General features: G+C 36.6%; 25 protein-coding genes and 1 other annotated feature. Of the genes, 1 reads left to right on the top strand and 24 read right to left on the bottom strand.

Translation table 11 applies throughout. The annotated features are described in order from the left end of the window. Positions 1-69: 69 nt before the first annotated feature. The 14 genes from BK585_RS22525 to metG all read right to left on the bottom strand — a co-directional run bounded on the left by BK585_RS22525 (position 70) and on the right by metG (position 13,298). A complete protein-coding gene (locus tag BK585_RS22525; RefSeq protein ID WP_078556479.1) occupies positions 70-1,020 on the bottom strand; it encodes a ribose-phosphate diphosphokinase in 951 nt (316 codons plus the stop codon). A gap of 19 nt (positions 1,021-1,039) precedes the next feature. Continuing rightward, a complete protein-coding gene (gene glmU, locus BK585_RS22520; RefSeq protein ID WP_078556477.1) occupies positions 1,040-2,422 on the bottom strand; it encodes a bifunctional UDP-N-acetylglucosamine diphosphorylase/glucosamine-1-phosphate N-acetyltransferase GlmU in 1,383 nt (460 codons plus the stop codon). Positions 2,423-2,592: 170 nt separating this feature from the next. Beyond that, complete coding sequence (gene spoVG / locus BK585_RS22515) at positions 2,593-2,886, bottom strand: septation regulator SpoVG (RefSeq protein ID WP_078556475.1); 294 nt, start codon at positions 2,884-2,886, stop codon at positions 2,593-2,595. A gap of 227 nt (positions 2,887-3,113) precedes the next feature. Beyond that, complete coding sequence (locus tag BK585_RS22510; protein ID WP_078556473.1) at positions 3,114-3,488, bottom strand: RidA family protein; 375 nt, start codon at positions 3,486-3,488, stop codon at positions 3,114-3,116. Continuing rightward, on the bottom strand, positions 3,466-4,335 hold the full coding sequence (gene purR / locus BK585_RS22505) for a pur operon repressor (RefSeq protein WP_078556471.1): 870 nt from the start codon (positions 4,333-4,335) through the stop codon (positions 3,466-3,468). Before purR ends, BK585_RS22510 begins: the two co-directional genes overlap by 23 nt. 60 nt (positions 4,336-4,395) lie before the next feature. Further along, positions 4,396-5,259 (bottom strand): 4-(cytidine 5'-diphospho)-2-C-methyl-D-erythritol kinase, encoded by an 864-nt coding sequence (gene ispE / locus BK585_RS22500; RefSeq protein ID WP_078556470.1) that lies wholly within the window; start codon positions 5,257-5,259, stop codon positions 4,396-4,398. A gap of 370 nt (positions 5,260-5,629) precedes the next feature. Next, positions 5,630-5,809 carry a small, acid-soluble spore protein, alpha/beta type gene (locus tag BK585_RS22495; protein WP_078556468.1) on the bottom strand — a complete coding sequence of 60 codons (180 nt, stop codon included), beginning with the start codon at positions 5,807-5,809 and terminating at the stop codon, positions 5,630-5,632. Positions 5,810-5,902: 93 nt separating this feature from the next. Continuing rightward, positions 5,903-6,163 carry a biofilm formation stimulator Veg gene (gene veg / locus BK585_RS22490; protein ID WP_078556466.1) on the bottom strand — a complete coding sequence of 87 codons (261 nt, stop codon included), beginning with the start codon at positions 6,161-6,163 and terminating at the stop codon, positions 5,903-5,905. Between the two features lie 264 nt (positions 6,164-6,427). Then, entirely contained in the window at positions 6,428-7,291 is an 864-nt protein-coding gene (gene yabG / locus BK585_RS22485; RefSeq protein ID WP_078556464.1) for a sporulation peptidase YabG, read from the bottom strand. A gap of 50 nt (positions 7,292-7,341) precedes the next feature. Beyond that, positions 7,342-8,220, bottom strand: coding sequence for a 16S rRNA (adenine(1518)-N(6)/adenine(1519)-N(6))-dimethyltransferase RsmA (rsmA, locus tag BK585_RS22480; protein ID WP_078556462.1), 879 nt, complete (start codon positions 8,218-8,220; stop codon positions 7,342-7,344). 2 nt (positions 8,221-8,222) lie between these two features. Next, on the bottom strand, positions 8,223-8,777 hold the full coding sequence (rnmV, locus tag BK585_RS22475) for a ribonuclease M5 (RefSeq protein ID WP_078556460.1): 555 nt from the start codon (positions 8,775-8,777) through the stop codon (positions 8,223-8,225). Between the two features lie 241 nt (positions 8,778-9,018). Continuing rightward, positions 9,019-10,239 carry a G5 and 3D domain-containing protein gene (locus BK585_RS22470; RefSeq protein WP_078556458.1) on the bottom strand — a complete coding sequence of 407 codons (1,221 nt, stop codon included), beginning with the start codon at positions 10,237-10,239 and terminating at the stop codon, positions 9,019-9,021. 232 nt (positions 10,240-10,471) lie between these two features. Then, complete coding sequence (locus tag BK585_RS22465; protein WP_078556456.1) at positions 10,472-11,239, bottom strand: TatD family hydrolase; 768 nt, start codon at positions 11,237-11,239, stop codon at positions 10,472-10,474. A 76-nt stretch (positions 11,240-11,315) separates the two neighbouring features. Further along, positions 11,316-13,298: a methionine--tRNA ligase gene (gene metG / locus BK585_RS22460; RefSeq protein ID WP_078556454.1), complete on the bottom strand. Its 1,983-nt coding sequence runs from the start codon at positions 13,296-13,298 to the stop codon at positions 11,316-11,318. 89 nt (positions 13,299-13,387) lie between these two features. Continuing rightward, positions 13,388-13,627, bottom strand: a binding site (T-box leader). Between the two features lie 419 nt (positions 13,628-14,046). Between metG and BK585_RS22455 the strand changes: the two genes are divergently transcribed. Further along, positions 14,047-14,334: an AbrB/MazE/SpoVT family DNA-binding domain-containing protein gene (locus tag BK585_RS22455; protein WP_078556452.1), complete on the top strand. Its 288-nt coding sequence runs from the start codon at positions 14,047-14,049 to the stop codon at positions 14,332-14,334. A gap of 48 nt (positions 14,335-14,382) precedes the next feature. Here the strand turns inward: BK585_RS22455 and rsmI are convergent, their stop codons facing one another. The 10 genes from rsmI to BK585_RS24220 all read right to left on the bottom strand — a co-directional run bounded on the left by rsmI (position 14,383) and on the right by BK585_RS24220 (position 21,381). Continuing rightward, positions 14,383-15,267, bottom strand: a complete 885-nt coding sequence (rsmI, locus tag BK585_RS22450; RefSeq protein ID WP_078556450.1) for a 16S rRNA (cytidine(1402)-2'-O)-methyltransferase — start codon at positions 15,265-15,267, stop codon at positions 14,383-14,385. A 30-nt stretch (positions 15,268-15,297) separates the two neighbouring features. Continuing rightward, positions 15,298-16,032 (bottom strand): tRNA1(Val) (adenine(37)-N6)-methyltransferase, encoded by a 735-nt coding sequence (locus tag BK585_RS22445; protein ID WP_078556448.1) that lies wholly within the window; start codon positions 16,030-16,032, stop codon positions 15,298-15,300. Positions 16,033-16,137: 105 nt separating this feature from the next. Next, a complete protein-coding gene (yabA, locus tag BK585_RS22440) occupies positions 16,138-16,494 on the bottom strand; it encodes a DNA replication initiation control protein YabA (protein ID WP_078556446.1) in 357 nt (118 codons plus the stop codon). A 15-nt stretch (positions 16,495-16,509) separates the two neighbouring features. After that, positions 16,510-17,337, bottom strand: a complete 828-nt coding sequence (locus tag BK585_RS22435; RefSeq protein WP_078556444.1) for a PSP1 domain-containing protein — start codon at positions 17,335-17,337, stop codon at positions 16,510-16,512. Between the two features lie 4 nt (positions 17,338-17,341). Next, complete coding sequence (gene holB, locus BK585_RS22430; protein WP_078556443.1) at positions 17,342-18,328, bottom strand: DNA polymerase III subunit delta'; 987 nt, start codon at positions 18,326-18,328, stop codon at positions 17,342-17,344. Positions 18,329-18,342: 14 nt separating this feature from the next. Next, positions 18,343-18,672 carry a cyclic-di-AMP receptor gene (locus BK585_RS22425; protein WP_078556441.1) on the bottom strand — a complete coding sequence of 110 codons (330 nt, stop codon included), beginning with the start codon at positions 18,670-18,672 and terminating at the stop codon, positions 18,343-18,345. A 55-nt stretch (positions 18,673-18,727) separates the two neighbouring features. Further along, positions 18,728-19,354: a dTMP kinase gene (tmk, locus tag BK585_RS22420; protein ID WP_078556439.1), complete on the bottom strand. Its 627-nt coding sequence runs from the start codon at positions 19,352-19,354 to the stop codon at positions 18,728-18,730. Next, positions 19,351-20,802, bottom strand: coding sequence for an aminotransferase class I/II-fold pyridoxal phosphate-dependent enzyme (locus BK585_RS22415; RefSeq protein WP_078556438.1), 1,452 nt, complete (start codon positions 20,800-20,802; stop codon positions 19,351-19,353). The genes tmk and BK585_RS22415 overlap by 4 nt, the downstream gene beginning before the upstream one ends. A 95-nt stretch (positions 20,803-20,897) precedes the next feature. Then, the gene (locus BK585_RS22410; RefSeq protein WP_078556436.1) at positions 20,898-21,101 is read right to left on the bottom strand and encodes a sigma factor G inhibitor Gin; all 204 of its coding nucleotides are present in this window, start codon (positions 21,099-21,101) and stop codon (positions 20,898-20,900) included. A 133-nt stretch (positions 21,102-21,234) separates the two neighbouring features. Then, the gene (locus tag BK585_RS24220; RefSeq protein WP_170885684.1) at positions 21,235-21,381 is read right to left on the bottom strand and encodes a hypothetical protein; all 147 of its coding nucleotides are present in this window, start codon (positions 21,379-21,381) and stop codon (positions 21,235-21,237) included. Between the last annotated feature and the right edge of the window lie 208 nt (positions 21,382-21,589).

Raw genomic sequence — 21,589 nt, 5'->3', positions numbered from 1 at the left:
ATGATCACCTCTATTAATTTTCAGCTCTTTATAAACTGTTCCCTTAATAGAGGTTTTTAAACATACATCTTAATCAAATAACGTACTTACAGACGCATGTTCATGTACACGAATAATAGCATCAGCCATTAATTTACCGACTGACAGTACAGTAATTTTATCAATTTTTCTTTCTTCTGGCTGTTTGATTGTATTGGTAATGACTAACTCTTTAATTTTTGAATTTTGAATTCTTTCAATTGCTGGACCTGAAAGAACTGCATGTGTACAACATGCATATACATCTTTTGCCCCTTGCTCGACTAATGCATTAGCAGCAAGTGTTATTGTTCCAGCTGTATCGATAATATCATCAATAATAATACATGTTTTTCCTTCAACATGACCAACGATGTTCATTACCTCTGATACATTTGGCTTTGGACGTCGCTTATCAATAATAGCAATAGGAGCTTTTAGTCGGTCAGCCATTTTTCTAGCGCGAATAACTCCACCATGGTCTGGAGAGACAATTACGATATCTTCTAAATCTTTGCCTTTAAAATAATCTGACAAAATCGGTACACCCACAAGCTGATCAACAGGGATATCAAAGAATCCTTGAATTTGAGTAGCATGCAAATCTAGCGTTAAAACTCTGGTTGCTCCGGCTTTTTCTAGCAAGTTTGCAACAAGCTTTGATGTAATCGGTTCACGTGCTCTAGCTTTTCGGTCCTGTCGCGCATATCCATAGTATGGTATGACAACATTGATTGTACCAGCTGATGCACGTTTAAGAGCATCGATCATGATAAGAAGCTCCATAATATGTTCATTAGCAGGAGCTGACGTAGATTGCACTAAATAAACGTCAGCACCACGAATACTTTCTTCTATGTTGATTTGAACTTCTCCATCACTAAAGCGAGAGACGGAACTTTTCCCCATTGTTACACCTAGATGTTCTGTTATTTCATGAGCTAACTCTGGATTAGAATTTAATGTAAAAACCTTTAAATGTGGATCACCATTTTTTGTCATCTTTAAGTATTACCTCCAACTAGTTATCTTCTTTCTTTTTCTTTATCTTTTTTACATACTGATCTTTGTTCGTTTGTCTTGTTCTCGCAATGGAAAGCGCTTCTTCTGGTACATTATCAGTAATCGTTGAACCAGCTGCGATATAAGCGCCTTTTCCGACTGTTACTGGAGCGACAAGATTCGAATTGCAACCAACAAATGCGTTATCTCCAACTTTTGTTTTGTGTTTATTAGTACCATCATAATTTACGGTAATCGAGCCACAACCTAAATTAACGTTTTCTCCGATTTCAGCATCACCAATATAACTTAAATGAGGAGCTTTGCTGCCTTTACCAAAGTTCGTTTTCTTAATCTCAACAAAGTTACCAATCTTTGCATCGTTGTTAATTTTAGATTCTGGTCGAATATGCGCAAACGGACCAATCGTAACAAAATCTCCTACTTCACTATCACGTACAACTGACTGTTTAATCTCTGTCCCACTTCCAATCGTACTCGAAATGATTTCAGAGTTGGGACCAATCATACAATCCGAACCAATTGTAGTCTCTCCACTAATCACTGTGCCTGGATAAATAACCGTATCTTGCCCGATATTTGCAGATTTAGAAATATACGTGGATGTAGGATCAATGAATGTAACTCCTTTTTTCATCCATTCTTCATTAATTCTCGCTCGTAAAATTCGTTCCGCTTCGGCTAATGCGACTCTATCATTTACTCCAATTGTTTCATCAAAGGAAGGCGTTTTGTACGCAGCGATCTTTTCACCTGCTTTTTGTAGTATCTCAATTACATCTGGCAGATAATACTCTCCTTGTGAATTGTGATTTGTTACTTTAGTTAATGACTCAAAAAGATACTTATTATCAAAGCAGTACGTTCCTGTATTGATTTCTTTAATCTTTACTTCTTTATCATTAGCATCCTTTTGTTCAACAATTCGTTCAACTAAGCCATTTTCATTTCGAACAATTCTTCCGTATCCTGTAGGGTTATCAGCATGAGCTGTAAGTACAGTTGCTTTAGCTCCTTCATTTACATGATGTTCTACTAATGAAGCCATTGTTTCTTTTGTAATTAATGGCGTATCTCCGCATAGAACAAGAGTTACACCTTCCTTGTCACCTAACACTTTAGATGCTTGCATGACTGCATGACCGGTTCCAAGCTGTTCTTCTTGTAGTGCATAGGAAACTGTATCTCCCAATTGCTCTTTTACCTTCTCTGAACCATGCCCAACAATAGTTACAATGCTCTCCAATCCAAGAGCTGACACCTCATTTACTACATGTTGAACCATTGGTGTACCACAAACCGGATGAAGAACTTTATACAATTTTGACTTCATACGCGTGCCTTGCCCCGCCGCGAGAATAACTGCAAACTTATTGCTCATATATACCTCCACAGATCTTTTTCCCTTACGAATATATCTCAAAAAAGCAACCATTTCAAGAATATTAAGACTTGAAATTTATTGAAAAAGCAATTAATTAAATGGAAACGCATACAAAAATAAAATAACGGCCATGTCGTTTGACAAGACCGTTATTTTTTATTCATACTTTAAGAAGCACCCGCTTCTTCATATTCGACTTTTTCAATATCCCCAGCACGCTCGTATTCAGCTAGAACAGCCGATTGAATCTTTTCTCTAGTTGAAGAAGAGATTGGATGAGCAATATCTCTAAATTCTCCATCTGGAGTACGCTTGCTAGGCATAGCAACGAATAGACCATTGTTCCCGTCAATTACACGAATATCATGAACAACAAATTCGTTGTCAATTGTAATTGAGGCAATAGCACGCATTCTTCCTTCCGTGTTTACACGGCGTAGTCTCACATCTGTCACTTCCATGATTGTCACCACCTTTATTCTTAAATAAATCATTATAACAATCAATTCTATATAAATTTTGTTATTCCTTCTTATTAAACAAGAAATTTCAACATTTTTTTATTTTTTTTATATTTTGTAAGATTTGTCAAACAAACTTTTAACACTTAACCATTTTTTATGTTTATAAAGACTAGTAAAAAAGATAACTCCTGCGACCAATAGTAGTCGTAGGAGTTATCTTTCATTTATTTCACAAGCGCAATAACTTCAATTTCAACTAAAACATCTTTTGGTAGTCTAGCAACTTCTACACAAGAACGAGCAGGCTTATGTAAAGAAAAATATTCGCCATATACTTCATTCAGCAGTGGGAAATCATTCATATCCTTAATAAATACAGTTGCTTTAACTACTGTTTCTAACGTAGCTCCTGCCTCTTGTAAGACAGCTTGAAGGTTTTTAAACACTTGATGCGCCTGTACTTTAATATCACCTTCTACTAAGTCCCCTGCGGCATTTAAAGGGATTTGTCCCGAAGAATAAAACATGTTGTTCACAACAATTCCTTGTGAATACGGTCCAATTGCAGCTGGCGCATTATTCGTTTGTACTACTTTCATATACATCCTCCTTAAGTTCTGTTTTCAATAACCTAATGAAATTACCAGGTTCTACTGATATTTCTTTACCTTTTACATCAACCTTATCCAATCGAGCGATGGAAATATAATCATCTACTAACCGTTCTTCGGCTTCCTCTGATTCTACGAGAACCCCTATTCCAATTACATTAGCTTGGAACTCCTCTAGTAAATCCATCATCCCTCTTACCGTTCCGCCCGCCTTCATAAAATCATCAATGATTAAAACATTTGCACCGGCCTCTAAGCTTCTTCTAGCTAATGACATCGTTTGTATCCGCTTTGATGAACCAGATACATAATTAATGCTTACCATCGACCCTTCCGTTACTCGATGATCCCGACGAACAATACTAACGGGTACATCTAAATAATGACCTACAGCATAGGCAATCGGAATGCCTTTTGTTGCTACTGTCATTATGGCATCAATTTTATGATTAGCAAAAAAACCAGCAAACAATCGGCCTACTTCGTTCATTAATTTAGGACTACCTAAAATGTCCATCATATACAAGTATCCGCCAGGAAGAATCCGATCAGATACAGCCAGGGTTGTACATAATGAAGAGATAATTTTCTCAGCCTCTTTTTTATTAACCATCGGAATATATTTTACCCCACCACTTGCACCAGGGATAGTTAACAACGATCCAATGCTTTGACCTTCAAAAATTTCCTTAATAATTGCTAAATCTTCACTTATAGACGATTTAGCCGATTGATATCTTTCAGAAAAATGAGTTAAAGAAATGAGTTTATGAGGATTTTGCAACATAAAGTTAGTCATATCAACTAACCGACCGCTTCGCTTTAATTTTTTCATTGCGCCCTCCATCAAAATCCGAATATTTACATGTAATATACCATTTTTGTACGTATTTTATCAAGAGTGAGGCTGATTAATTAAACGAACAGCGTAAACATCATGACAAAATCCTCTTAAGCCATTGTAAACTCGATTTAATCTTGATTCTTTGCTTACTAAACCAAAAACTGTTGGTCCACTTCCACTCATTAAGACACCATCTGCACCAAACTTTTTCATTTGATCCTTAATATTTTGGACTTCAGGATATAGAGAAAAGGTTACATCCTCTAATACATTATGTAGATTATTGCATATTCCCTGAAAATTTTTTGTTTCAATAGCTCGGATCATTTCTGTTTCATCGCAATGGCTAACCTTATCTACTTGAAGACGACGATATATATCCGCTGTAGAAACTCCAATTGGCGGCTTCGCCAAAATGACCCAACCGGGCGGCGGGGACGCAATAGGTTCTATGATTTCTCCTCTACCAGTAGCTAAAGCCGTTCCTCCATAGACACAGAAAGCTACATCTGAACCAATTTCCCTTCCTACACTCGCAAGCTCTTCAATTGAAAGACCTAAATTCCATAGTTGATTTAATCCACGTAAAGTCGCAGCTGCATCACTACTACCACCAGCTAGCCCAGCCGCGACAGGGATGTTCTTAGTGATATAAATGTAAACACCTTTGGTAATGTTATATCGTTGCTTTAGCTTTAACGCTGCCTGGTATGCCAAGTTACGCTCATCACTTGGAACAAAACCTTCTGATACTTCAACCATAATCTTATCAATATCGAGCTCCACCAAATCAATTCGATCTGATAAATCAACCGTTGTCATAATCATTTTAACCTCATGAAATCCATCATTACGTTTATGAAGAACATCCAAAGTTAAATTGATTTTAGCCGGGGCTTTAACTGAGATTTTCACTACTTTTCCACCTTCTACTGTTCCTTTTGCTTACGCTATTTTATCACTTGATCGTTTTTCATACAATATTCTTACATATATTGTATCATAAGAGTTTATGAAGAGGAAAAAGCATAATAAAAACCGCAAAGCGGTATTTATTAATTGCGATGCGCGAAGGCACTGCCCTCTTTTTTAAAGTGCTTTAATAAGTGTACTTCTTATTAAAGCACGCGCAGTGAGCAAGCCATCGCTCTTCCTGCTCTAGCATACAAGGCCTCTATGAGGAACTACATTTTTTTACTTTCCTTATACTCAAATGATGATTGGTACTTCCAACACAAAATAAAAACCGAAGCGATTGGCTTCGGCTGTCGTAACGTCTTCTTTATTATTTTTGTTGTTGAACTAGTTGTCTTTCGGCTATTTCGATAGCTCTTTTAACCATGTTACCTGCATCACGAGCACGAATTCCGCCCCAGCCTTCTTTTTGAACTGTATCATAAAATCCCAGCTCTTTTGCCAACTCTTCTTTAAAGCGTTCTGACATTATTCCTCGTCTTCTGCTCAAGGACCAACAACTCCTTTGTAAAGAATTGTTACGACACTGTTAGTATGTGTTACCTTCTATAGAAGTACAAAACCAATTTATCCCTGTACGATATTATACACTAACTAACGGATTTTCATCATCAAATACCGTTAACTCTACAGTTTCTGTTAAGATGTCTGCATAGCTGTATGAAACACGTTCGAAAGAGTTTTGTTGCTCGTCCAATTTAATGATAAACACCGATGGATACGTTTCTTCTAGGAAACCTGAGCGCTCGACTGTCTTTCTTCGACCACCATTGGCCTTAATGGAAATACGCTTTCCTACATTTGCGTCTAATTCACGTTTAATTTCAATTAACGTTTTACCCATTTATACACCCCACCTCACTGTTTCTTTATTATAGCATGAAACTGCGAAATTTGTCAAATAAACTAAGAATTATATCAACAATACAAGAACATTGTCAATGAGAAAGATTAATTTTGAATTTTTTTCTATTTTCATGCTATTTCCAACTTGTATTATTCCTAAAAACATGTAAAATATGTATCCTTTTTTTATAAAGACTATCAACGGCACCGACAAAAAATGACTCAGTGGCTATAAGACACTGAGTCATCATCATATATATCGCTATTCATCATCTTCCTGTAGCGGCATACCTCTTCGCAAGAATCCTTTTGTTTCAATGCCACCAATCCCTTTTTCACCGGTAATTGTATTCCTAAGTACTTCCCAAATACTTACTCGGTCCATAAAAGAAGTTAAACTAATTTTTGAAACTAAATAAACGGGGTCTAACGCATGAATATTAATTCGTTCTGGTGAACTTGCAAAATTAGCACCTGCTTTAATAATCGATTCAAAATGTGATTGGCAGGCACCGGCAAATATTGCTAAGCCATCAAATTGAGGGACAACCTGTCGTGCTTTACGAACCGTTTCTGCAAAATATTTAGAATGTCGATAGGCTTTTATATCTTTTCTTGATCCTTTTGATTTTGAGAATGCATCGTGTCCAGTGATGACAAGAATATCAGGTCTTACCATTTGTAATAAAGACTCTATTTGTTGTGGCATTTCCTTTTCAGAAATATGAACTCCATATACAGGAACTCCTAACTTATTATATACATCCGTACATTTGCGTAAATAATTGGGGTCTCCATCAAGGTGAAGTACCCGACCTCTTATCTCAAAGTAAGGCTGATCCGTGGAATACCCTGAAGTTGCTTCATATTCTCCTCGTTGCTTTTGAAGTTTGGAATCTTGCCTGAACAAATGATAACAACTTTCTTCTTTTTCTATTTCTTGTTTCTTTCGTTCTTCTCTTTCATTCTCAGAAATCACGACAAGATCATCTATTGGTGCATCAGCTAAAAGCCTAATGTCTTCTCCGCATAAATCAACTTTAGTATCTGATAACGCTACAACACGAAAAAGCACGTCACATTTATATGACTTTCTACCAACAATATCTCCAATCATTAACGCCATGGGAACTCCTCCTCACCTCATACAATATGTAAAAGTGAGGTAAACGGTGCCTATGGATTCACGATTCGTAAAAGCTTATTACTCAATTCTGCAAATTCTTGTATAGACAACGTCTCTCCACGACGTTTTGGATCAATCTTACTTACAGTTAATACTTCTTCTAACGCACTTTTTTGTTCCTTCAGAGAAAGGTTGTGAATTAAATTGTTAAGTATCGTCTTTCTTCGCTGGGCAAAACTGGCGCGAACGACTTGAAAAAAGAAATCTTCATCATCAACTTCCACTATCGGGTTTTCTCTGATCGTTAAGCGAAGCACAGCCGAATCCACATTAGGTTGCGGAACAAATACGGTTTTTGGGACTGTTAACACAGTTTCAGCTTTTGCATAATACTGAGCAGCAATTGATAAAGAGCCGTATTCTTTAGTTCCTGGTTTTGCTGCAATACGCTCCGCTACTTCTTTTTGAATCATCACTACAATTCCTTGGATAGGTAACTTCTCTTCTAATAATTTCATTAGAATAGGAGTTGTAATGTAGTAGGGAAGATTAGCGACAACCATCACATCTGAGTCTGGACCAAATTCTTTGTGAATGACTTCGTGAACATTAGCTTTTAAAATGTCATTATGAATGACTTGTACATTTTCATAGTCGGCCAGAGTATCTGCCAAAACAGGTATTAAGCGATTGTCTATTTCAAAAGCAACTACTTTTTTTGCCCGTTTAGCTAGTTGTTCCGTTAGCGCTCCTATTCCAGGCCCCACCTCGATAACAAAAGATTGGTCTGTTAACTCAGCTGCATTCACAATGTTTTGTAAAATGTTTAAATCAATCAGGAAATTTTGCCCCAAACTTTTCTTGAGGACAAATTTATATTTATCTATAATCGCTCTTGTCCGATTAGGTGTAGCTATATCTTTAGACACTCTTATTCCTCCTCATCCAATACTTCTTTTAATGCTTTAGCAAACTCTTCTTTTGTAATTTCAAATTTGGCTAATCTTTTGTATAGTTGTTTTCCATTAGCATACCCAACTTTTAATTTAATGCCAATTTTTTCACGTCTTTCTTTTGCTTTTGAACCCCCTACTAGTCCAGCATCAAGTAGGTCTTGTCTAGAAATATGTATTTCAGCAGTTTCAGATTCTATCATCACATGTGTAAGAGCTTCACGAATAACAGCAGGAGTAGCATTTTCCACTCCTAAATCATCTTTTTTTTTCGACAAGGCATCTTCTTTCTTAATGAACGCGTGTTTACAGCCCTTTACAGCCTCACTAACTATTTTTCGTATTCTTTCACCTGGATAATCCGGATCAGTAAAAATAATTACACCTCTGCGCTCTTGAGCAAGTGCAATTTGCTTTAGAACTTCTTCACCGATAGCTGACCCGTTTGTTTCAATTGTATCGGCCTCAACAGCTCTTTGTATTGCTACCGTGTCATCTCGGCCTTCTACTACTATAACTTCTTTTATTTTCATTACTTCCTCCGTTAAGAAAAACGGCAACGCCGTCTTTGATTTAAGCCCTTTTCTCAAAGATTGTTGCTCTAGCGATTGGAACTGATAAACCAACCCAAAGTTTGATTCTTGATTTCAAAAAAATTTATAAAAAGCTGTAACTTTTATTTATCAATATCGACTATGTATCTGTATCCAACTATTGTAACCATATAAATACAAAAATAAAGCACAGAGAAACCTCTCTGTGCATAACATACTATTAGTCCAAAATCGTCACTTTGACCGTACGAACGCCCCATTTATAAGCATCAGACTTAGTCGGTACATGGACATCAATTTTATTACCTACAATATTACCACCGGTGTCACCGGCAATTGCTTCTCCATAACCTTCAACGTGTACTCTTGATCCTAATGGAATTACACTCGGGTCAACAGCAATTACTTTTTGACTTCGGTTATTGTTTAAATTAATCCCTGTAGCGGTTATTCCACTACAACCTGCACAATTAGCTGTGTAAGCCGTGGCAGTTACAGTTATCGTCTTCCCGCTACGTTCATTAGAAGGCGTGTTCGAAGATGGGGTAGCACTTCTTGAAACGGTAGGAGTAGGTTGTCGTGTCCCCACAGCTACAATTCGGTCTTTGCTATCCTTTACAGTTTCAGTTTTTACAAGTTCCCTTGAAACTTCTTCTCCGTTTTCAAGAATGACTTCATAGTACTTTTCTACAAGTCCTTCTTCACCTGATTCAACGACTTGCTCTTTCCCTCTGTCTAATGAATCATCTTTTCTTGTTACCGTTCCAAACGTTATCGCTTCTTCCACTACATCGGTGACTTTTTCTACACGGATAACTTCAATATCTGTTTCTGTTACCAAAAGCTCATCTTCAGCCGGTTCAACTCGGTCTAATTCACCTAGTTCGATCTCATGACTTTCTAAAAAGTCAGCGACAGTAGTCGAAGTTGTCCAAATCTCTTGTTGTTCCCCATCACTATTGAGTTGCACCAAAAATGAAGATTCATAGATTATGCTCATGTCAGCAGTAATTTCTGTATCAAGACTAGGACTAATTATATCATGTTCACCAATTGTAATATTTAACTCTACGACAAGCTCTTCCACTGTTTCAGCTGTAGTCCAAACAGTTTCTAACACTTCATTTCTCGCAACTGTTACTAAATTTGCTTTATCCCAAGTAACTACTATATCACTTGAAAGTTGCGTATCTAATGCAGGTGTTACTTTATCGTGCTCGCCTATTTCCCAATCCTCTTCCTCGATGAGATCAGCAACTGTTGTTGCATGTGTTTTAATAATATCTTCTTCTCCATCAATGCTAATGGTTACTGTTGCTTTTGTAGTCTCATATACTACTAGAGTTGTAACAAAAATAACAAGCAAACTAGCAATCGATATCCAGACCTTCTTTCTATTTTTGAGAAAAGAAAAAAGGTTCTTTCGCCTACTGGGTTCCATGTTAGATATTCACCCTCCTCAAGGTACGAATTATAAACACTTCACCTCTCTTTGTCAAGATAGATTAGGTTTTTATTTTTTTGACCTTGCCACTTATTATCTCTGAATTCATCAAAAAAAGAAATAAAAACTTCTCGACAAATACAGTGTATGCCTTTATATCAAGCTGTAGAACTAAAACGAAAAATCTGATAGTTAGACAAGCAACCTTTTTATTTGACAAGATTTACTATCAATAAATACCAAATAGTTTTTTTCCGTTTTCAGTTGTAATGTTTGCAATCTCTTCAACTGTCATTCCACGTAGTTCAGCAATTTGCTCAGCGACAAGTTTTACATATGCAGGTTCATTTCGTTTACCTCGATAAGGATGTGGGGCTAAATAGGGACAATCTGTTTCAATAAGCAGTCGATCTAGTGGAATTTCCTTTGCGACTTCTTTTGGTTTTTTTGCATTTTTAAATGTAACTGGTCCCCCAAAAGAGATGTAGAAGTTCATTGCCATGCATTGTTTTGCAATATCAAGGCTTCCACCAAAACAATGCATAATACCTCCAACTTCTTCTGCCTTTTCTTCTTGTAATATCGTTACAATGTCCTGACTTGCTTCTCGGTTATGAATAATAATTGGCAGTTGAACTTTTCTCGCTAGTCGAATCTGTTGTCGAAATACTTCTTTTTGAACTTCTCTTGGCGATTTATCCCAGTGGTAATCTAAGCCCATTTCTCCCAAGGCAACTACCTTCGGATGGTTTGAAAGCTCTTCTAGCCAGGTTAAATGCGTTTCATTAAAATCGATTGCATCAACAGGATGCCAACCAACCGCAGCATAAATAAACTCATGTTCTTCAGCTAATGAAAGAGCTCCTTTAATGGTTTCCTCATCAAAGCCAACGACAACCATAGTTGAGATGCCTTCATTCTTTGCTCTTTTAATTACTTCATTTACGTCTTCTTTATATTGGTGAGCATTAAGATGCACGTGTGTGTCAAATAGCACAGTCATAACTCCTTTTTCAAGTAAAAAACCGGCGGCACAAATGTTATATCTATGCCGCCCATTTTTTATAGGATTTCTATTTTACTTTAGAACCATTCGGAAGATTTTGCTCAACAGTTGCTAATGTTAATTGGTCTCCTGCTGATCCAGCTAAAATCATTCCTTGTGATAACTCTCCTCGGAGTTTAATCGGTTTTAAGTTGGTAACACAAATTACTTTTTTCCCAACTAATTCTTCGGGACGATAATATTTTGCAATTCCTGAGACGACTTGTCGTTTTTCAAACCCTAAATCCAATTGTATTTTCAACAACTTATCGGCTTTTTTTACAGGTTCAGCATGAATGATTTCAGCAACACGTAAGTCAATATTCATAAAATCATCAATCGTCACTTCAGGAATTTCTTCTTTTTCAGCCTTGTTTTCTTCCTGCTTAGGTGGAGTTGCTCCCATTTTATCAACGATATAAGCAATTTCTACTTCTGCTTCAAGACGTGGGAAAATTGGTTCTCCTTTTTGTACCTTTGTTCGTTCTTCAATCTGACCAAAGGCTGACAATGATTCCCAAGTTGTACCTTCACTAGGAAGCCCTAATTGTTCCCAAATTTTCTTAGGTGCTTCCGTCATAAATGGTTGAATCATAACCGAAATAAATCTAAGTGATTCAGCTAAATGGTACATAACCGACTCTAGTTGTTGTTTATTACTTTCATCCTTCGCCAAGACCCAAGGTTGGGTTTCATCAATGTATTTATTTGTACGGCTCACCAATTGCCAAATCGCACTTAATGCCACTGAAAATTGCATCTCTTCCATTGCATTCTCAACTTTTTTGACAGTGGCTCCAACTAACTCCTCAAGACTTTCGTCAAATGGTGTAACGCCTTTACTATATTTCGGTAGCTCGCCATCAAAGTATTTATTGATCATCGCGATTGTTCGGTTTAGAAGGTTCCCAAGGTCATTGGCTAAATCGAAATTAATTCTTTCGACAAACCCTTCTGGAGTAAATACTCCATCTGAACCAAACGGTACTTCACGCAATAAGTAATAACGGAGAGCATCTAATCCATAACGGTCAATTAAAGGAACAGGGTCAACCACATTCCCTTTTGATTTTGACATTTTTCCATCCTTCATTAATAGCCATCCATGACCAAATACTTTTTTAGGTAAAGGTAAATCAAGGGCCATTAACATGATCGGCCAATAAATCGTATGAAAGCGTACAATTTCTTTGCCAACAAGATGTACATCGGCAGGCCAATATTTTTTGTATTTTTCTTCATTTTTACTTCCATACCCTAGTGCTGTAATGTAATTGGAAAGGGCATCAATCCACACATAAATCACATGTTTTGGGTTACCTGGTACCTTAACCCCCCACTCAAATGATGTCCGCGAAACGGCGAGGTTTTCTAACCCGGGTTTTATGAAGTTATTAATCATTTCATTTTTTCGCGATTCTGGCTGGATAAACTGTGGGTTCTGTTCATAAAATTCAAGAAGTCTATTAGCGTACTTCGACATTTTAAAGAAATAAGACTGTTCTCTTACCTTTTCAACAGGGTGACCACTATCAGGACTTTTTCCACCAATGATGTTTCCTAGTTCATCTTTAATTGGATCTGTTAGTTGCCTTTCTGCATAGAAAGTTTCATCCGGTACGGAATACCAGCCTTCGTATTCATCTAAGTAAATGTCACCTGTTTCAACTAATTTGGCAAAAATCGCTTCTACTACTTTTTTATGTCTGTCTTCTGTCGTACGAATAAAATCATCGTACGAAATGTCTAACTTTTTCCATAAACTTTGAATTCCACTTACAATTTCATCGACAAACGCTTGAGGTGTAACGCCTTTTTCCTCTGCTTTTCTTTCTATCTTTTGTCCATGCTCATCTGTACCTGTTAAGTACATAACATCATAACCTCTTAGCCGTTTATAACGAGCCATCGCATCCCCAGCCACAGTTGTGTACGCATGACCTATATGTAGTTTGTCACTTGGGTAATAAATTGGTGTAGTAATATAAAATGTTTTCTTTTCATTCGACATCTTCTTACCTCCTACTTTCTTAGTATGTATATAAATTGATTTGGTACTTTACCGAAAAGGCTAAAAAAACAAAAAAACTCTCATCCAAATCAAGGGACGAGAGGTTATCACGCGGTACCACCCTATTTCACAATACTTTTACAAGCATTGACTCATAGTCAGATTGACTTTCTTCTAACGCCAGAACGCGTTGCCCCCTTATTAGATAATCTAACTCGAAAGCAAAATCCTCACAGGACCATTTTCCAATGTTCAACCTATACCGGTTTTCAGCTTCTCCGGCTCTCTGTAATAGGATTCCAATGTACTTATCCCTTCATCGGAAAGTATATTCATTTTCCATGTTTCCATCTCTTCAAAAAAAATATACCTATTCAAGGTTATGATGTCAAGTTTAGGTCATAAGTTCCCTAGTTTCGACAATTCGACAAAATCATCAAAATACCTTGTCGAATTGTCGTGAAATGTTATATAATATATTTACAAAATATAGGTTTAACTGTAAGGATATATGGGAATATACCTTTGTAACTAGAGCCGCATTTATTGTGCCATTTTCAGTTATCTTAGATAATAACTCTAGTATATCAGTACATTGACAAATTTTATTTCTAAAAAACTAGTAAATTTCAATTGACTTGTTTTGGAAAGATTGGTATTCTTAGTTTATAAGAAAAAATTGTCGAAAATTGACGCAAAAGATAGTACAAAATAACTGCGTTTTTATATCGAGAGGAGACTATTTATTATGAAATCTACAGGTATTGTTCGTAAAGTTGATGAGTTAGGTCGAGTTGTTATTCCAATTGAGCTTCGTCGTACACTTGATATTGCTGAAAAGGATGCTCTAGAAATCTATGTTGATAATGATCGCATTATCTTAAAGAAGTATAAGCCAAACATGACTTGCCAAATTACTGGCGAAGTTTCTGATGATAATCTTTCATTAGCATCAGGAAAAATTATTTTAAGTCCACAAGGTGCTCAAGATATTATTGCTGAACTACAAGCATATGTAGAAAAATCTTCGAAATAATTATAATAAAAGAGGCCGGTACAATTTGTACCGGCCTCTTTTGCTTCGTTAGATAGAACTTTCTTCGTTGTGATGATAAATGGCATAGACTTCCCGCTTTTGAATTCCCCTGTCTTTAGCTACTTGCTTAATCGCTTCTTTAGAACTCATTTGCAGTGACATATGATGTTCAATATGCTCTGGTATCGTAAGAGAGTCCCACCATTGTAAGTCAGGTTCCTGGGAAATGTCGCCACCGTCTACAATTAAGCAAAATTCTCCTTTTACAGTCCCATTTGAACACCACTGAATGACTTCAGAAATCGTACCTCTAATAAATTCTTCATGTTTTTTAGTTAGTTCACGACATACTGCCATATTACGGTCACCCAAAACATCCTGCATCGTTTCTAAAGTTTCCTTTAACCTATGTGGCGCTTCATAGAAAACAAGAGTTGTATTTACACTTTTTAATTGTTCTAACTCTTGTTTCTTTACCTTTTTCTTACGATCTAAGAAACCATAAAAATAAAAATGGTTTGTCGTCAATCCAGAAGCAATTAATGCTGTTAGTGCAGCATTTGCTCCTGGTAAAGCAATAACAGCAATTTCTTCTGCGAGACAATCTCTTACTAACTCATAGCCAGGATCTGAAATTGCTGGTGTACCAGCATCGCTAACAAGAGCAATATTTTTGCCGTTATGTAGTTGTTCAATGAGTTTAGAACCACTCATTTCTTTATTATGATCATGATAGCTCACAAGCTTTGTTGAAATCTCGTAGTGATTGCATAATTTTATCGTTTGTCTTGTATCTTCTGCAGCAATTAAATCCACTTCTTTTAGCGTACGTATCGCTCTAAATGTCATATCTTCTAAGTTTCCAATAGGTGTTGGTACTAAGAACAATTCCCCTCTATTAGAGCTTGATTTAAAGCTATGTTGTTGAAACATCTCACCAACCCCTTTCCTTTATCTTCATTATTATATCAGACCATAGATGCTTTTAAACTCATCTGTATAGCTTTGCCCTGAGCCATAAACTACAATCGGTGGAAGGCACTTGACTCCCTTTTTCCCATCCTTAATTCCTTCGACTAAAACGATGTTGGCGTCCTTATCGGCTTTTGGATGAACCATTTGAATTTTTTTAGGTTCAATTCGATATTTTTTCATGAGTAACATGATGTCCGTAAGTCTTTCGGGTCTGTGAACAATCGCAAACTTGCCTTTTTGTTTCACAAGTTCACTTGCCTCTCTTACGACATCCTCTAGTGTACAATATACTTCATGTCTAGCAATCCGAAAGTGTTCATTTTCATTTTGATCACTGAGGTCATTACATTCGAAATAGGGTGGATTACATGTAACCACATCATATTGCTGGTCTGTAAAAGCTTCTGGAATTTGTTTTATGTCCGCGCAAACCATCTCAATTTGCTTCTCTAATCTGTTTAATTGAATACTTCTTACCGCCATATCATATAACGTTTCTTGAATTTCAACTCCTACAATTGAAGCTTTTGAACGAGTACTAAGTAACAATGGGATAACTCCATTTCCTGAACACATATCAAGTATTCTTCCTTTTTGAATAGGAACATACACGAACTTCGCCAACAATACTGCATCAATAGAGAATGAAAAGACATTAGTGCTTTGAATGATTTTTAAGTTGTTGTTAGGAAGGTAATCAATTCTTTCATCAGCTCTTTGCATCGAAAAAGGCTCCTTACACTTAAATTGTGATTAAAAAACTTCTATAAAGAAAACGACCTTTCATGAAGAAAGATCGTTTCTAAGACTACACAGGAAATTAAAGATTTACTTTTGATTGAGAAAGGATAAACAAAACAAACAATCGCCATCAGAACGTATACTACCATAATGAGTATTACAAATGTGAAACCCTTCTTGATATAATCTGGCTAAATTGTCATAGCCTTCACCTAAAAGTTGCTTCTGACGGTCTTTTTTCTCTATATCTGAACCTTGTTTAGTCTGATCCTCAGGCTTATCGTCATCTAATCGCTTTCTTAGGTTTTCATTTTCAACCTTTAAATAGTGATTTTCTTCAATAAGAGACGCCAGTTGTTCTTTTAACCCTATTAAATCTCGATGTAAATCTCCAATTCTCTCTTCAATATGACTTACTTGTGAAAATATTTCCTGTTTGCCCACGGTATATCCACCTCATCATTCTGTGGCTTGCGTCGGTACTGCCCCTTGCTCTATTAACTCCTGAAGGGAAAACTCTAACATTCGTTGAGGGTCATATAGCTCAACTTGAACGATACTCTCTAGTATGTTTAATCCTATAACTCGACCTTTTCCTTCAATTGTTTTAATCTCTTTGCCAATATCCGGTAATGCCTGTTTTGCAGATTCATAATGGTCATTTTCATACTTTAAACAACACATTAATCTACCACATAACCCTGATATTTTAGCTGGATTTAACGATAAATTTTGGTCTTTTGCCATCTTGATTGATACCGGTTCAAAATCTCCTAAAAAAGAAGAACAACATAAAATCCGACCACAAGGTCCAATCCCGCCTAGCATTTTTGCTTCATCTCGAACACCGATTTGTCTTAATTCTATTCTTGTTCTAAAAATAGCTGCCAAATCTTTTACGAGTTCTCGGAAATCAATACGACCATCTGCTGTAAAATAGAACAATACTTTATTTCTGTCAAACGTATACTCTACATCTACAAGCTTCATATCTAAATCATGTTCTTTAATTTTTTCTATACAAACTTCAAAGGCTTCCTTAGCAGCCTCTTTATTTTCCTCAACGATCTGCTTGTCTTTTTGTTCAGCGATGCGGATGACTTGTTTAAGTGGCAGGACCACATCATTTTCCCCTACCTCTTTCTTCTCTATCACCACTTTACCGTACTCTATTCCTCGTGATGTTTCGACAATCACCCACTCGCCTTTTGGTAACTCGAGTTCCCCAGGAGAAAAATAATATATCTTTCCTGCTTTTTTAAATCGAACACCTACGACGTGATGCAATTCATTATCCCTCCTGTAACTTCAGCAAAAGCTTTTCCATTAATAATTGTGGATTTACATTTGCCTGCAAATGCCGCTTAGCCTCAAATATCGCCTTTATTTGCTTGCTAATTTTATCTTCTGAGTTATAAAGCACTTGCGTTTCCAATTCATTTTTTCGGTCAATAAACACCAAGTCCGATGAATGACCCACCTTGCTATATAAAACATCTCTATACCATAAGAGCATTAAGTCTAATCCAAGTTCCCCCTGTTCCCTTCCTTGGAAATGGGGCAACCACTTTTCCTGTAATGTAAAAAAAACATGATGAGGCCTAGAGTAAACCTCTTCAGTTAATTGTAACACTACATTTCGTGCTTGTACAATCCAGTCGTCTTGACAAAGTGTCTCTGCTTCGGTAATATTTGCCGTCAATTCAACCAATATATGAGCTACCGTCTCACTTATACCATGCTCAACTAATTGTTCTATATATTTTTTTCTTTGTAGCGGTGTAAATGATAGTATTTGACTTCGTGAAAGCACGGTTCTTAACATTTGATGTAAATTTTCCGTAAGCAATACTGCGATTGTCGGAGAACTAGGTTCTTCTAGAAATTTTAATAAACTGTTAGATGCACTTGCTGTCATTTTCTCTGCATGTTCAATAATATAAAACTTCTGGTTAGACTCTACTCCTCGATAGGAAAATTCTTTTTGAAGATGCTCGACTTGTTGTTTTTTTATAGACTGTCCATCTGGAGCGATTAGATGAACATCCGGATGATTACCTGACTCTATTCGCTTACAATCAACGCACTGTTGGCAAGGTTCATAATCCTGTCTTTCCTTACAAAAGTAGCTTTTCGCTAACTGAAAAGCTACTTGTTTTTTTCCTGTACCTCGAGGCCCTTCAAAAATATAAGCATGTGCTAATCTATCTCTAGTAATGCTATTTGTTAAAATTTTTACTACTTTATGTTGTACTTCATTTAATTCTGTCCAACTCATGAAAAAAACACCCTTTAAAATTGCTCAAATTGTTCAACTGGGAGGACAAAAACCGTAGCTCCACCAATTTGTACTTCAACTGGATATGGAACATAGGAATCTGCATTGCCACCCATTGGAGAGATAGGTGCCACTAGTTGTTCCCTGCTTTTGCAGTTCTCTTTAATAATCGTAAGAACTTCATCAACACTATCATCTTCAGTACCAATTAAAAACGTACTATTACCGGCTTTTAAAAAGCCACCTGTACTTGCTAACTTTGTAGCTCTAAAATTAGTATTAATTAAAGCTTCTGATAACCGGTTACTATCTTTATCTTGGACTACTGCAATAATTAACTTCATCATCATCTCTCCTCATTTTCATCTATTATCTTGCATTATCATTTTGAGTGCAAGATTAGATTCTTTTCACCAGTTCCCTCATGACGTCGGTATATACATCTTCCACTTGTTGATTTGCTTTAATTACAACAATTCTCTGGGGGTATTTGTTTACTAAAAAATGATAGCCTTCTTGAACCTTTTGGTGAAACGATAGTTTTTCTTTATCTAAACGGTTAATTTCTCTTTCACTGTCCCTTTCAATTCTCTTTAAACCTTCTTCTGGATCAATGTCAAAAAAGAGTGTTACATCTGGCATATAGCCCTCAATCGCAAATTGATTAATTGAAAAGATCTCTTCTACTCCTAACCCTCTAGCAAATCCCTGGTAAGCCAAGCTGCTATCGATAAAACGGTCACAAAGGACCATGGTGCCTTCAGAAAGAGCTGGTATCACTTTTTCAACTAAGTGTTGTCTTCGTGCAGCTGCATATAATAAAGCTTCAGTCCGACTGTCCATTTCCGTATGAGAAGGGTCTAAGATGACTTCCCTAATTTTTTCTGAGATCTTTATCCCACCAGGCTCTCTTGTTACTATCGTATTAAAGCCTTTGGATAATAGTTCTTTATTTACTTTCTGCATAACTGTTGTTTTTCCTGCTCCTTCTCCACCTTCGAAGGTAATAAACAAACCACGCTTCATGAATTTCCTCTTTCTACATCTGTATCATAAATGGATAGATGCTCTAATTTCGTGTGTCCTTGAAAGGAAACTCCTGCAGAAAGTAACCTTTTGATTTGTTTTACCATAGTTGCCGTGACTTTTTCTCCTTCTACTATTAAAGGTATGCCGGGCGGGTATGGAATGACATTTTCTGCAGCAATCTTTCCTTCAATTTTATCAATATGTTCTTTTCTCTGTTTGTACTGTTTCATTTCTTTATAAGTTAACGCCAAATCGGAAATATCATTTGAATGTTGCCATGACATTTTCTCTACACGGTTGATTGGCGGAAGACTTTCGACTGTTTGTCTAATTCGTTCAACCACTTCAGTGTAATCTATAACGGATAACGGCAATACAAATAAAATATGTATGTCACTCGCTAACTCTGTATAGATCCCCTTATCTTCCAACAGTTTTTGTATTTTTTTTGCTGACGCATAACATTTCGTCCTAACAGTGACCTTTAAAGGGTCAATTTCATCATCGGACTCCGGCGTCAAAGAGACTACCTCAAACTGTGGAATCTCTCCAAGTAAATTACGAAAAGTTTCAGTAGCATTGTAAATACTACTCACTTGTTCCTGCGTTAAATCCTGCCTATATTGCCTAGCTAAATCAAGTGATGCCATAATTGGATATGAAGGACTACTCGATTGTAGCATCTCTAAATATTCGGCTACTTTTTTTATAGAAACCAGTCTACTGTTAAAATGAAGATAACTCCCCATTGTCATAGCAGGTAAGGTTTTATGAGCGGATTGAGTTACAATATCAGCTCCCTGCGAAATTGCACTTGATGGAAAAGGACCTTCAATTCCATAATGGGCACCATGTGCTTCATCAACCAACACTGGTATACCATTGGAATGTGCTACACTTATCATTTCTGTGAGGTTTGTGGTTATCCCATAGTATGTTGGATTTGTTAAAACCAAAGCTTTAGCATTTGGGAACTTGTCAATTGCTTTTAATACGGTTCTTATTGGTACCGATGTAGTTAATTCTATATCCTGTTCAAATTGCGGTTCTAAATAGACAGGGTATACTTTAGCTAACTTTAATGCATGATGTATCGATTTATGACTGTTGCGCTGCACAAGAACTACATCACCTTCTTGACATGTTGCCATAATCATAGCAAGGTTTCCTACTGTAGTTCCGTTCACAAGGAAAAACGTATGCATTGCGTTAAATTCTTTTGCTGCTAACCTCTGTGCTTGCTCAATAACTCCTTGAGGGTCATGCAAATCATCAAGACCTTCAACTTCTGTTTGATCCAACTGAAGTAATGGAAAGAACCAATCTTTAGCTTGAGAAGAAAAAACTCGCCCTCCTTTATGTCCTGGAACATGAAAGGATTGATATTCGTTTTTATTATGTTCTATCAGTCGAGTAAACAAAGGGGCTTGGCTTTTCTCAGTCATCGTAAACTTCCTTTATTAATATTTACTTATTATTATAAATGATTTTTTAGGTACAAGGAATGAAAAAAAGAACAAGCAGGGCTACCGCTCATTCTTTAACTACTTTTAGGTATTCTGATTTTCCTTAGTTTTTCTAAATAGTAGTGGTAATATTCATCAGTTGGGTCGGTCTTTACCATTTCTCGCTCACATGTTACACAAATAAAGTGGTCAAATAAATGAATTCCGTCTATTTTAGATTGGTTGCATACCACGCATTCCTTTTTTACAGGTATAGATGTATTTGTTATAGGCTTCATGGCCTTCACCCCCACTACCATTGATTTCCTATTTTTTTGAATTATATACTTTGTTTTAAATTTTCGCTCTTTTTATTGTTATGTCTCACACAACTTGCTCGTGTCTGTCTATCTCACAAAAGATAGCATTTATTTAGGCTATTGCTGAATGGTATCCTTTTTGGGATTGTTTTTCTTTTGGGTTGTTTCCGTTACCACTTGCGTTGTTTTCCTCTCGGTTGCGGTAATGGTTCTTGATATCCGTTACCGCTTGGGCTGCTTTTCCCTTTGCTTCGGGCACAGTTCATTGGTTTCCGTTACCACTTGCGTTGTTTTCCTCTCGGTTATGGTAATGGTTTTTGATTTCCGTTACCGTTGGGGCTGCTTTTCCCTCTGCTTCGGGCACGGTTCATTGGTTTCCATTACCACTTGCACTGTTTTCCTCTCAGTTACGGTAATGGTTTTTCTTTTCTCGTTATTTTGTTAAGTATTTGTCTTAATATAACAAA

The organism is Bacillus alkalicellulosilyticus (genome assembly GCF_002019795.1).
Classification (GTDB): Bacteria; Bacillota; Bacilli; order Bacillales; family Bacillaceae_F; genus Bacillus_AO; species Bacillus_AO alkalicellulosilyticum.
The sequence above is the reverse complement of the archived record's forward strand: the minus strand, read 5'-3'. Positions and strand labels throughout refer to the sequence as shown.

Coding starts and splice junctions, on each gene's coding strand:
- BK585_RS22525 (WP_078556479.1), bottom strand. CDS start 1,020: ATGACAAAAAATGGTGATCCACATTTAAAGGTTTTTACATTAAATTCT.
- glmU (WP_078556477.1), bottom strand. CDS start 2,422: ATGAGCAATAAGTTTGCAGTTATTCTCGCGGCGGGGCAAGGCACGCGT.
- spoVG (WP_078556475.1), bottom strand. CDS start 2,886: ATGGAAGTGACAGATGTGAGACTACGCCGTGTAAACACGGAAGGAAGA.
- BK585_RS22510 (WP_078556473.1), bottom strand. CDS start 3,488: ATGAAAGTAGTACAAACGAATAATGCGCCAGCTGCAATTGGACCGTAT.
- purR (WP_078556471.1), bottom strand. CDS start 4,335: ATGAAAAAATTAAAGCGAAGCGGTCGGTTAGTTGATATGACTAACTTT.
- veg (WP_078556466.1), bottom strand. CDS start 6,163: ATGGGTAAAACGTTAATTGAAATTAAACGTGAATTAGACGCAAATGTA.
- yabG (WP_078556464.1), bottom strand. CDS start 7,291: ATGGCGTTAATGATTGGAGATATTGTTGGTAGAAAGTCATATAAATGT.
- rnmV (WP_078556460.1), bottom strand. CDS start 8,777: ATGAAAATAAAAGAAGTTATAGTAGTAGAAGGCCGAGATGACACGGTA.
- BK585_RS22470 (WP_078556458.1), bottom strand. CDS start 10,239: ATGGAACCCAGTAGGCGAAAGAACCTTTTTTCTTTTCTCAAAAATAGA.
- metG (WP_078556454.1), bottom strand. CDS start 13,298: ATGTCGAATGAAAAGAAAACATTTTATATTACTACACCAATTTATTAC.
- BK585_RS22455 (WP_078556452.1), top strand. CDS start 14,047: ATGAAATCTACAGGTATTGTTCGTAAAGTTGATGAGTTAGGTCGAGTT.
- rsmI (WP_078556450.1), bottom strand. CDS start 15,267: ATGTTTCAACAACATAGCTTTAAATCAAGCTCTAATAGAGGGGAATTG.
- BK585_RS22445 (WP_078556448.1), bottom strand. CDS start 16,032: ATGCAAAGAGCTGATGAAAGAATTGATTACCTTCCTAACAACAACTTA.
- holB (WP_078556443.1), bottom strand. CDS start 18,328: ATGAGTTGGACAGAATTAAATGAAGTACAACATAAAGTAGTAAAAATT.
- BK585_RS22425 (WP_078556441.1), bottom strand. CDS start 18,672: ATGAAGTTAATTATTGCAGTAGTCCAAGATAAAGATAGTAACCGGTTA.
- tmk (WP_078556439.1), bottom strand. CDS start 19,354: ATGAAGCGTGGTTTGTTTATTACCTTCGAAGGTGGAGAAGGAGCAGGA.
- BK585_RS22415 (WP_078556438.1), bottom strand. CDS start 20,802: ATGACTGAGAAAAGCCAAGCCCCTTTGTTTACTCGACTGATAGAACAT.
- BK585_RS22410 (WP_078556436.1), bottom strand. CDS start 21,101: ATGAAGCCTATAACAAATACATCTATACCTGTAAAAAAGGAATGCGTG.